Raw genomic sequence first — 10392 nt, 5'->3', positions numbered from 1 at the left:
AAGCTAAAAAAATTAGGTTTTCTTAAGTTAATTGATTACAGATTCTAGATTAAACTATTGAGTCAAAACAATCTAGAATTGGCCTTTATCAATATTTTCAGTCTGCAAATTACCATTTTCTTGCATAATTAACTCTAGAGTATAACCATTAGTTTCATACCCATTTGACTCAAAATTAAATAAATTATCTGCTTTTGAATAGGCGGTATCATCCCCAAATAAATATTCTGGACCATACCATTTTTGACCAGTTGCATATTTAATAGTATAACTTCCTAAAGGCATTTGAATGTTTAGAGTTTCTCCTGATCGAATAAAATAGCTAACTACATGCTGATTTGTATTTGCTTCATCAATTTTCACCCAATAATTAGCTCCAGAAGAAGTCTTAATTTCTAGAGGTGCTATACCATTTAAATCTGGGTTATCTGTGTCACCTGTATTGGGTAAAGGTTGCTCGGGATAATTAGGCTCTTGTTTAATATCACTAGTATCTATTTCAGAGGAAATATCTTCATCAAACTGAACAGCTGGATCTTCTACTTTTTTGGCACAAGAAGTTAATATAAAAGTTGATGCTAAGATTAATAAAACTTTATGCATATCTTATTTACTCTATTATTGGAGTGGAAAGCAACCTAGATATTCTAGATCTCATTTGATTCTGAATATGCGTATATCAAATCAAACTTATGAGAAAATGGAAGCCGGACTATTTGCTCAACTCGATTTTAAATGAAATACCGTAAGGTTTTAAGGACGAGACACTAAATTAACTAAGCCGTGTTCTTATCCCAATAACATGGTACTACAATCAAATTGTTTTTATATAACCGCTACTATAATAAAACCCCTAAACTATGCTACATATTTTGGACTGTGAAATTGGAAATAAGCAGCGTAGATTTCATGTTGTCATAACGATTATCTAAAACCTGATGTACCATTTTAAAATGTTTCTCATGTCGGTTACGCAGGCCATATTCATCAATTACCAATAAATCAAAACTGGCAAAATGGTCGATTAATTCTTTTTTAGAGATTGAAGCATCTGACCAAGAGTTCATTGCTGTGGGGTTGGATCGAAATAAAAACCATCCATATTTACTGGATCCTTTTTGGTTGGCTCGTAAGGATCTGGTTTTAGATTATTCATATAATTCATTACATCTTTTGCTTGATCTGAAGTAATCAAGTCACCAAGATCTCTTAAGCCTTTTTTCATTTCTGCTTCCGTGACTGGCTTGCGGTTGAGAGACTCTTGTCTTGATTTTTCCATTTGGCGTTTGTTTTCTAATTGGCGCATCTGATTTTCATAGCTACGTTGAGCCTGAATCGCCTGAACCCGTTGTGCATCCTGCCTTTGTCGCTCCATCAAACGCTGTGTTTCCATATGCCCTCTGTTAATCACTTCTTGAGCATCATATGCAAAGACAGCTGTAACTGGAGATATTAGAATACATGCAAGCAAGATTTTATTTAAAGATTTCATATTCATTTTTTCTCATAATTTAGTTGTTAAGCAACCCTCCATTATGTGTGAAGGGGTAGTAAATATATTGACATATATATGTACTATTCAATAAAGAAATTGGTACTCAGTTAGACTTTTTCAGTTCAATGAGACGATAGGTAGCTTATTAAAATTTAAACGAAGTGAAGCATAGCATTCACTTATAGATTGCCCCGTACTCTCATAATTAAGTATATGATAATTAATTGTTTATGAAAAGCGGTTCATTTGAACCGCCTAAGATATTTAATAAATGTTATTGAACCGCTTATCATCCCAATAACACGGCACTACAATCAAATTGTTTTCGTGTAACCGTGACCATAATCGAACACCTAAATCCCGCTGCATATTTTGGACTGTGAAATTGGAAATTAGCAGCGTCGACTTCATATTGTCATAACGGCTATATAAAACCTTATGTACCATCTCCAGGCGTTTTTCATGCCGGTCATGCAGGCCATATTCATCAATCACCAATAAATCAAAACTGGAAAAATGGTCGATTACTTCTTTTTCGGAGCGTGAAGCATCTGACCAGGTGTCCATCATTTTTTGAACAATTTCTGCACTAGTATAGTAGCGTGCAGATTTTGTACTGTTATGCAGAATGTTGCGAATGATTGATGCACTCAGATGGGTTTTTCCTGTACCGGGTGTGCCGATAAGCAGGAAGTTCGGATGATGGTCAGAAATAATCTGTTGTGCAAATGCTTGGCATAGTTTGATGGCATTGTCTTGTGCAGGACATGTGATCACAAAATTCTTAAAGCCACGGTCTAGGTAGCGTTTATTCAGTCCTGAATTCTTGATTTTTTGCTGCAGTAAACGCTGTTGTAGTTCATCTTCATAGGCTGCATGTGAATGAGGTACGGTTTCTTTTGCACACAATTTACAGAGCCTGTGACCGGCAATTTTTATTAGGGGTATAAGATGGTTAGGGCAAAGTGTTTCCGTTTCTTCTGCGCGAATCTGGAGCGTTTTAAGTATGGTATTCATTATCGTTCTCCTAAATCCATTTTGAATTTTCTAAAAAATTCTCATTTTTTTCTTCAAAATTTGAAGATGAAGATGAAGATGAAGATGAAGATGAAGATGAAGATGAAGATGAAGATGAAGATGAAGATGAAGATGAAGGGCATGGTTCAAGCATGACTTGAGTAATACTCGGGCTCTTCTCAGGAGCTGCTTGAGCATTTACTTTTCGTTGCTTAGTTGATGCTTGAGCATTACTTGCGGATTTATTCCAGCGTGCTTGAGCTGCATTTTTAGCTTTATCAGATTTCATTTGCTGATTTTGCAATGCCTGGCTTTTTAAACTGGTTAAAAAACTTGAATGAATCTGCTCAGACTCGACTTCAAACAATTCCAGAGCCATCAGCGTATTCAACAAAGTTTTAGCCTTGGTGTGCTGAGGTAATTTCGTGATGCTACATACAGTAGCTAGGTCATGAGGAATGGCACCATTTTTCCAGAAATCCATCATTAACAGCAGTGCCGCACCAATTTGTTCTGCCGTCATTCGTGCAAATTTTGCCTGTAGGTCGCCAATATAGAGTGGCATCCAAATTGAAATATCTTTATGCATGTGTTCACCTTTTTATAGATATAGAGGGGCTAAGGTCATCGATTGGATGACCTTCTGTCTGTGTTTGTTTTATTAGTGAGCGAGACTCATTAAGCGGAGACGGGCCTGTTGGGCCAAGTCATCGTAATGGGCTTGCCTTTCATCCAACATTCGCTGTAACCAGAGTCTCAACGCCTGGTGATCATCGAAGCATTTATTGATTTCCAACAAAAAAGCTAGATTGTGAAGTTTGGGAATGTGTAGCTCATGGATTAATTCACGAGCGACCATATCTGCTTCTGGGCTGACGACCACACCACCAAAGAAAGCCTTACTATTCATGTGCAAGCTCCTCTGTATTGAGTTTTTCTAGCATGGCTTCAAAAGCACTGCCATCGCGACGTGTAACATTGGGGATGTAACGGCTATAGACCCGAAACAGCATTTCAGTGGTTGAATGTCCCAGCTGGCGTGCGATCCATTCCGGGTTCTCGCCTGCCGACAGCCAGAGTGTTGCTGCTGTATGGCGTGTTTGATAAGCACGACGTGGCTTTAGCCCTAAAAAGCGTAACAGGGGATGCCAGACACGCTTGTTTACCAAGCGATAATCGAGAGGCCCACCATCACGATTACAGAAGACAAAACTGGATTTACCATTATTTAAGCTTTTCTGTTGCAGAAAGGCCTGATAAACCCGATCACTCATTTGGATGGTACGGTCAGAACCATAAGTTTTGGTTCCACCAAGCACACCATTCACTAACGCTTCTCTGATATGGATTTCACGACGTTGTAAGTCGATATTTTCCCATTGAAGACCATCGATTTCACTGGTACGCATACCCGTAAAAAAGCGAATAGTGTAATAAGGCTTAAAATCATCACGAACAGTGCTAAGAATTTTATGTACCTCTTCCAGAGAAAAGGGAGTAACTTCAATCTTTCCTTGCTTTAAGTTCTTGATATTTTTATAAGGGCTATCAAAGTCATATTGTTCGGCAGCACTATCGAGTATCATACGAAGTACTGTCATAATCTGGTTGATTCGTGATGGTGAAAGGCATTCTTGGTTATTTCCGTATGTCACTTTGGCGAGGGATGAACGGAATCCAAGGATGTCTGACTTTTTGATGTTAATAACAGGAATTGTTCCAAAATATGGAGTTAAATATTTTCGAATAACAATCCTAATTTTTCCTGCATAGCTGCTACGCCATTCAATTTCTTTGTCCGCAACCCATATTTCACAATATTTAGAAAAAATAGGTGTTTTAGAGCTCACTGCATTAATTAGGTTTTCGGCGGTTTTAATTTCTGCCAGCCGAGCACTTTTGGGAAAATATTTTGCATAATCAAATACACCCAAGAGCATTTCAGCTTCCATACGTTCAATCGCTTTTTCAAGTTTTTTGCGATTGTTGGGGGTGTCTTCCATTGCAGTTGTTTCACGGCAACGCTTATTTAAGTACCGAAAATCGATTGTAAGCTTGCCGTATCTTGTACGGATTGAGGCCATGTGATTAAGACTCCTATTGTAGCTGTAGGTTATAAAGGGAGCCGAACGAGGTTTTTGTCATGTCTTCCTCAATGCGCTCCCAAACAAAAAGAATTTTGCGACCACCAAATGGGCGAATGTAGTGAACACCTTCGAGTAAGACGCTATCTTTGAGTTGATTTCGGATAGTGCGTTCGTTGTAATGAATTCGTTCCGAAAGCTCTTTTGTAGTAAGATACGTGAAGTTCATATGTATATCCTTTTATAAAGTATCACAATGATGTTATTTAAGAACACAATGAAATACTACAAGTATTCAATACATCATGCAAGTACTTTATTACACAATGGTGGTAATTAATGATAGTTTGCAATTTGCCAGTCTTATTAGCAGAACGTAGAATGAAGGTTGCGGATGTTGCGCGTGAAACAGGGATGAGTAAAACCACTCTGCATAAACTTTATAATGGTCAATCGACTCGTATTGATTTTGAAACTATTGAAAAGCTCTGTTTATTATTAAATGTAGAGGTTGGAGATCTTCTGAAATTACAAGTTGAATAATCTTAAGCTAATGAAATATCTATAAAAATAAGGTGACCAAATTTGGTCACCTTATTTTTTAGAGTACTTTTGACTTTTGAGATAAGTACGTAGATTGAGCATGCTGGACTGAATTAAAGAAATTTTAAAAATGATCTATATTTATCGAGGGTGTTATTGCGTGACCAAATTTGGTCACGCTACTATTTGATCTTGTAAGAATATTGAATCAAAAAAGAATAGAAGTCTAATGACATGAAAATTCTTGTTAGAGTAATTATTTAAGCATTTTTAGAGAGAGTTTCGTACCTTCTTGATTTATTGAAGGCACTTTTTGGTCACTTGTGGTCACCATGCAAATTGAAGACGTTTGGATAGACGGTATTTGAAATCAGCGTAAGAAGCTTTCTTATTTAAAAAAATCGAATAAAATCAACATAAAAAAAGCCCAAATCTTTCGATTAGGGCTTTTTGAATTTGGAGCGGGAAACGAGACTCGAACTCGCGACCCCAACCTTGGCAAGGTTGTGCTCTACCAACTGAGCTATTCCCGCGTATTGAGCAGTTTTATAAAAACTTACACTAAAAAATTTGGAGCGGGAAACGAGACTCGAACTCGCGACCCCAACCTTGGCAAGGTTGTGCTCTACCAACTGAGCTATTCCCGCGTATTGAGCAGTTTTTACGAAAACTTACCCTGAAAAAAATTTGGAGCGGGAAACGAGACTCGAACTCGCGACCCCAACCTTGGCAAGGTTGTGCTCTACCAACTGAGCTATTCCCGCATAGCGCTGTATGATACAGCAAGCAAGTTCAGGGTCAATAGCTTTATGAAAAAGCTGAGTTTAATTGCATAAAATAAAGCCAGTTTAATGCAGTCTGTTCCGACTTTTTGATTTTTTACCGCTGAAAAGTAAAGTCTTGGTTCGGATGATGATCGTTTTAACCGTCGCATAGCAGCAAGGAACAGGTATACTCTCAGAATAATCATTTTTGGAGACAGGCATGAGCTTAGAGCAGCAATTAATTGAGCGCTTACAGCAGTTTTCCCCATCCCATTTAGAAGTGGTGAATGAATCTTCGGGGCATGGTGGATATTTCCCCGGTAAGGAATCACATTTTAAAGTGATTGTGGTGAGTGAAGCCTTTGCTGGTCTGCGTTTGGTACAGCGGCATCAAAAAATTTATGCCGTAGCAGGCGATTTACTCAGTCCTGGAAAAATTCATGCTTTAGCTATTCATGCTTTTCTACCAGAAGAGTGGGAAGGGCAAGACACTTCTAGCCCAAACTGTGCGCATGCACCGAAAAGCTAAACAGAGGCTTGCGAATGGAAACACAATTACTGATTAAAATTGTACATATGAGTGCGGTGAGTATTGCATGCATAATTATTTTGGCACGTGCGATGACCTTGTTTAAAGGGGTTCAGGGTAACCAGCCCAATCCTACAGGTCGTATCGCTTTTGTTGCATTTCAGCATTTGAGTATGACTATGATTGTACTCACAGGCATCATCTTATTGGTGATGAAAAACTTTGAAGTGCAAACATGGTTCTATGCCAAAGTGGTTTTATTTTTAGTCATACTGTCTTCTTTATCTAAAGCCTATAAAAAGGATGACACAATTTTATTAGCACAGCGCCGTGCAGGCTTATTTCTCGCTGTAGTGTCGATGGTTTCGATTATTGGTTTAGTCATGATTAAACCAAACTTTGGCTAATTGTTAGACATAATGTTCGGCACGAAACCTGTTCTGCGCTACACTGCTAGATAAGGTGGAAAAATAACAAGATGGAGGGGATTTTATGCATACACGTGTGGTATTTAATCAAAAAGGTGGTGTAGGCAAGTCCAGTATTGCTGTGAATTTGGCTGCTATCAGTGCGCATCAAGGTCTAAAAACATTATTGATTGATCTCGATCCACAAGCGAATTCGAGTCAGTATGTGTTGGGCGATGATGCAACCTATACTGCGGATAAGCCTGCTTTAGAGCCAAATATTGAGAACTATTTTGAAGAAGTTCTGGGTGCTACACAAAATAAAAGCTTGCTCGGCAATGCGATTGGTTCGATCCTGAAAGGACGTGCCAAAGGCTTAGAAAGCTATGTGCATCAGTCTCCTTTTAAAAATCTTGATGTGATTCCTGCCAGCCCAAATTTGGGTGCCTTGGCCCATGCATTAGAATCCAAACATAAAATTTATAAATTGCGTGATGCCTTACAACAACTGGTTGGGAAGTACGACCGAGTTTATATTGATACACCACCAGCCTTTAATTTCTTTACCTTATCGGCATTGATTGCGGCCAATAAAGTTCTAATTCCGTTTGACTGTGATGTTTTCTCTAAACGAGCACTACAAACCTTGATTGAAAATGTACTTGAAACCCAAGATGATCATAATGACCATTTGGAAATTGAGGGCATCGTGGTCAATCAATACCAAGCACAGGCTAAACTGCCACGTGAAGTGGTGCAACAGTTGAAAGATGAAGGTCTACCTGTTTTAGAAAGTATGTTACCGCCATCGGTGATGATGAAAGAGTCACATCATAAAAATTTACCGTTGATTCATTTGGCGCATGATCATAAATTGACGCAGGCCTATCAATCATTGTTCAATGAGATTGAGAATAATAAACTGCGAGATTCAGCATGAAAAATATCTTAGTTGCTTTTTTAGCGGGCAGTACGTTGTTATTAGGTGCGTGTGCCACAACGGTTAAACCAACCTATGTTTCTCCTACACAGTACCAAGCGCTGAACTGCCAACAGCTACAGGCAGAGTATAATCGTATTCAACAACATTTAGATGAAGGTGTACCGACTGAAAAACGCACGGGTATGGGTGTAGGTGTGGGACTGGGTGGTGGTTGGAGTCATGGTGGCGGCTGGGGCTTTGGTCCAAGTATTTCGCTCAATATGGGACAATCTTCGAATACTAAAAAGACCGAAATTTCAAGGCTTTTGGGCCAACAAGAAGCCATAGTACAAGCTGCAAAGTTTAAGGGTTGTACGATTACTGTCCGAAATAAGACAAATTAAACACGGATAGATTCATTCTGCTGAAGTGTTTGTATCTTTAGCAGAATGAAAATTTTAGCAAAATGTTTCAAAAATAATCACAATAAAACAACGTCTTATTATTTTTTAAGGTCACTTTTCAGTAAGTAGGTTCTGTCTTTTTGTCTGCCTTGACTTGAGGAAACTGCTCTTTTTCGGCTAAATTGCGCATCTTGAATACTGTTGTTGGATGTCTATGATTGAGAGTTGGCTGTTTGTATTGGCAATGATTGCTGTCCTGATGATTCCGGGACCAACCAATGCTTTACTCGCAAGCTCTGCACATCAGCAAGGTCTGGCGAAAACCAGTGCGCTTGTGCCTGCAGAACTGTTCGGGTATTTCTATGCCATCAACTTATGGGCATTGTTAATTCATTTGAGTACCCCTATCTGGCCATATCTGATTGATATTTTGCATATTATTAGCGCAGGTTACGTATTTTGGCTGGCCTTTCACCTATGGAAAAGCTCACATTTAGAAAAACATAATCAACGTTTTACCTCGATTCGACCAATGCAGTTGTTTTTTTCAACTTTGAAAAACCCAAAAGCTGTACTGTTTGCTGCAGGTATTTTTCCTTATGAAACATGGGATAATCCGACGAATTTTTTATGGGTCTTTATTGTATTTAGCTTAGTTTTATTACCTACGGCTTTGTTTTGGATGTCATTTGGTCGTGCCATTTTATCGGGTGAGTCCAAGCAAATAAAAGCCGATCTCTTGTACAAAGGATCGGCCATGTTATTGGTGGTATGTATGTTCCCTGTGATTTTACGCTTTTTTGCCTAAGCACGAGTGGTTGATTTTTTCTTCCATTTCGCCCGAATAAAACCAATGATTCCAGGCAAGACACTAATAATAATGATACCGAAAATCAGATGCGTGAAATTGTCTTTGACCACAGGCACATTGCCAAAAATATAACCTAAAGTAATGAATGAACCAATCCAGCAGAATGCACCAATCAGGTTATAAGACAGGAAAAATTTGTAGTCCATTTTTCCTGCGCCTGCCACAAAAGGTGCAAAGGTGCGCGCAAAGGGAATAAAACGCGCAAAAATAATGGTTTTACCACCATGTTTTTCAAAGAATTTTTGTGTATTTATCAGGTGTTGTTTATTAATAAAACGTGACTCGATTTCAAAAACACGCGGCCCAATATAACGACCAATGTGATAGTTCAATGTATCGCCCAGTACGGCTGCGACAAAAAGTAAAATACCAAGGAACCATGGATTCATTGCACCCGTTGATGCAGCTAAGGCACCTGCGGCAAACAATAAGCTATCGCCGGGTAGAAAGGGCATGACCACCAAGCCTGTTTCCACAAAGATGATAAGAAACAAAATTGCATAAATCCAAACCCCATAGTTGGTGATAAACTCGAGCAGATGGTCATCGACATGTAATATAAAATCAATCAGTTCCATGGGGCACAATTAAACAGAAGAGTGCAGAAATCCTAGCAGTCTCATTGTCAGAAGTCAGTATTAAAACGTAAATAAATTCGGCTATTATTGTTCTCTATTCGGAACGATGCATAATGAAAATGCATATTTATTCTAAAAACAGAGATTATTAAGATAGCTACAACTTCAAATAAAACGTATTTAAAGGTGTAAAAATGTTTAATCCAAATGTTGTGGTCAAAAATATTGTCAATCAACCCAATACCGATGCTGTTTTAGCTTTAATTGCACGCGTGCTGATGGCTTATATTTTCCTTGTCGCAGGTTGGGGGAAAATTACAGCTTATAGCGCAACTGTAGGGTATATGGAGTCTATGGGCGTTCCCGGAGCGCTATTACCATTAACTATTTTGGTTGAGTTTGGTGGTGGCTTAGCGCTGCTGTTTGGATTCCAAGCGCGTTTTGCTGCGTTTGGTTTGGGTCTATTTAGTGTGATTACCGCTTTTATCTTTCATGATGGCACACAAGACAGTATTAATTTTATGAAAAACTTTGCCATGGCAGGAGGTTTGTTTTTTCTGATGCTACATGGTGCAGGAAAAATGAGCCTAGATCATCTGATTGAAAAATAATTCAAAATGAAAAGTAGCATTTACGATGCTGCTTTTTTTATTTCTTAGATTAGCATTTGAAGTGCAACACCATGTTGTTGCCATAATACCTGACTCGGACTTTTAAAGCTGAGTCTTTTTCTTGGGCGATGATTCAAACGTTGAGTGATTTCTGAGATATATTCATC

15 protein-coding genes, 3 tRNA genes and 1 pseudogene are annotated in these 10392 nt (G+C 38.6%); 7 read left to right on the top strand and 12 right to left on the bottom strand.

All coding sequences use genetic code 11. The features are described 5' to 3' along the window. Positions 1 to 72 precede the first annotated feature (72 nt). The 8 genes and pseudogenes from GBI16_RS16460 to GBI16_RS16425 form a co-directional block, all read right to left on the bottom strand. Entirely contained in the window at positions 73 to 603 is a 531-nt protein-coding gene (locus GBI16_RS16460) for a hypothetical protein (protein ID WP_123785538.1), read from the bottom strand. A 173-nt stretch (positions 604 to 776) separates the two neighbouring features. Then, positions 777 to 1067: pseudogene (locus GBI16_RS16455) on the bottom strand (ATP-binding protein); the annotation flags it as partial. Next, positions 1064 to 1498 (bottom strand): hypothetical protein, encoded by a 435-nt coding sequence (locus GBI16_RS16450; protein WP_151707481.1) that lies wholly within the window; start codon positions 1496 to 1498, stop codon positions 1064 to 1066. The gene GBI16_RS16450 and the pseudogene GBI16_RS16455, both read right to left, overlap by 4 nt. 261 nt (positions 1499 to 1759) lie before the next feature. After that, positions 1760 to 2512 carry an ATP-binding protein gene (locus GBI16_RS16445; RefSeq protein ID WP_123785540.1) on the bottom strand — a complete coding sequence of 251 codons (753 nt, stop codon included), beginning with the start codon at positions 2510 to 2512 and terminating at the stop codon, positions 1760 to 1762. A 10-nt stretch (positions 2513 to 2522) separates the two neighbouring features. Then, positions 2523 to 3101, bottom strand: a complete 579-nt coding sequence (locus GBI16_RS16440; RefSeq protein ID WP_151707480.1) for a DUF1376 domain-containing protein — start codon at positions 3099 to 3101, stop codon at positions 2523 to 2525. A 72-nt stretch (positions 3102 to 3173) separates the two neighbouring features. Then, positions 3174 to 3422: a hypothetical protein gene (locus GBI16_RS16435; protein WP_123785542.1), complete on the bottom strand. Its 249-nt coding sequence runs from the start codon at positions 3420 to 3422 to the stop codon at positions 3174 to 3176. Continuing rightward, a complete protein-coding gene (locus GBI16_RS16430) occupies positions 3415 to 4596 on the bottom strand; it encodes an Arm DNA-binding domain-containing protein (RefSeq protein ID WP_017725334.1) in 1182 nt (393 codons plus the stop codon). Before GBI16_RS16430 ends, GBI16_RS16435 begins: the two co-directional genes overlap by 8 nt. Positions 4597 to 4609: 13 nt before the next feature. Next, positions 4610 to 4825 carry a hypothetical protein gene (locus tag GBI16_RS16425; protein ID WP_017725335.1) on the bottom strand — a complete coding sequence of 72 codons (216 nt, stop codon included), beginning with the start codon at positions 4823 to 4825 and terminating at the stop codon, positions 4610 to 4612. 110 nt (positions 4826 to 4935) lie between these two features. Here GBI16_RS16425 and GBI16_RS16420 point away from each other — a divergent pair, with 110 nt between their 5' ends. Next, complete coding sequence (locus GBI16_RS16420) at positions 4936 to 5139, top strand: helix-turn-helix transcriptional regulator (protein WP_017725336.1); 204 nt, start codon at positions 4936 to 4938, stop codon at positions 5137 to 5139. Positions 5140 to 5596: 457 nt separating this feature from the next. Here the strand turns inward: GBI16_RS16420 and GBI16_RS16415 are convergent. The 3 genes from GBI16_RS16415 to GBI16_RS16405 all read right to left on the bottom strand — a co-directional run bounded on the left by GBI16_RS16415 (position 5597) and on the right by GBI16_RS16405 (position 5903). After that, a tRNA-Gly gene (locus GBI16_RS16415) sits at positions 5597 to 5672 on the bottom strand. 38 nt (positions 5673 to 5710) lie between these two features. After that, a tRNA-Gly gene (locus GBI16_RS16410) sits at positions 5711 to 5786 on the bottom strand. 41 nt (positions 5787 to 5827) lie between these two features. After that, positions 5828 to 5903: transfer RNA gene (locus GBI16_RS16405), tRNA-Gly, on the bottom strand. Positions 5904 to 6123: 220 nt separating this feature from the next. On the opposite strand from GBI16_RS16405, the gene GBI16_RS16400 reads away from it, so the two are divergent. The 5 genes from GBI16_RS16400 (at position 6124) to GBI16_RS16380 (ending at position 8973) form a co-directional block, all read left to right on the top strand. Then, complete coding sequence (locus GBI16_RS16400) at positions 6124 to 6432, top strand: BolA family transcriptional regulator (RefSeq protein WP_086210668.1); 309 nt, start codon at positions 6124 to 6126, stop codon at positions 6430 to 6432. Positions 6433 to 6446: 14 nt separating this feature from the next. Beyond that, positions 6447 to 6839 carry a SirB2 family protein gene (locus GBI16_RS16395; RefSeq protein WP_086210667.1) on the top strand — a complete coding sequence of 131 codons (393 nt, stop codon included), beginning with the start codon at positions 6447 to 6449 and terminating at the stop codon, positions 6837 to 6839. 85 nt (positions 6840 to 6924) lie between these two features. Beyond that, the gene (locus GBI16_RS16390) at positions 6925 to 7779 is read left to right on the top strand and encodes a ParA family protein (RefSeq protein ID WP_086210666.1); all 855 of its coding nucleotides are present in this window, start codon (positions 6925 to 6927) and stop codon (positions 7777 to 7779) included. Beyond that, positions 7776 to 8165 (top strand): hypothetical protein, encoded by a 390-nt coding sequence (locus GBI16_RS16385; RefSeq protein WP_086210665.1) that lies wholly within the window; start codon positions 7776 to 7778, stop codon positions 8163 to 8165. Before GBI16_RS16390 ends, GBI16_RS16385 begins: the two co-directional genes overlap by 4 nt. Positions 8166 to 8379: 214 nt before the next feature. Continuing rightward, positions 8380 to 8973, top strand: coding sequence for a LysE family translocator (locus tag GBI16_RS16380; protein ID WP_086210664.1), 594 nt, complete (start codon positions 8380 to 8382; stop codon positions 8971 to 8973). Here GBI16_RS16380 and GBI16_RS16375 read toward each other — a convergent pair. Continuing rightward, a complete protein-coding gene (locus GBI16_RS16375; protein WP_086210663.1) occupies positions 8970 to 9614 on the bottom strand; it encodes a DedA family protein in 645 nt (214 codons plus the stop codon). The two genes, GBI16_RS16380 and GBI16_RS16375, sit on opposite strands and share 4 nt — an antisense overlap. Positions 9615 to 9808: 194 nt before the next feature. Here GBI16_RS16375 and GBI16_RS16370 point away from each other — a divergent pair, with 194 nt between their 5' ends. Then, the gene (locus tag GBI16_RS16370; RefSeq protein WP_086210662.1) at positions 9809 to 10225 is read left to right on the top strand and encodes a DoxX family protein; all 417 of its coding nucleotides are present in this window, start codon (positions 9809 to 9811) and stop codon (positions 10223 to 10225) included. Positions 10226 to 10392 lie beyond the last annotated feature (167 nt).

Origin of the sequence: Acinetobacter sp. TUM15064, assembly GCF_008980265.1 — a bacterium.
In the GTDB taxonomy this organism is placed as follows: domain Bacteria; phylum Pseudomonadota; class Gammaproteobacteria; order Pseudomonadales; family Moraxellaceae; genus Acinetobacter.
Note: the sequence above shows the minus strand (reverse complement) of the source record. Positions and strands in the feature narration are given on the sequence as shown.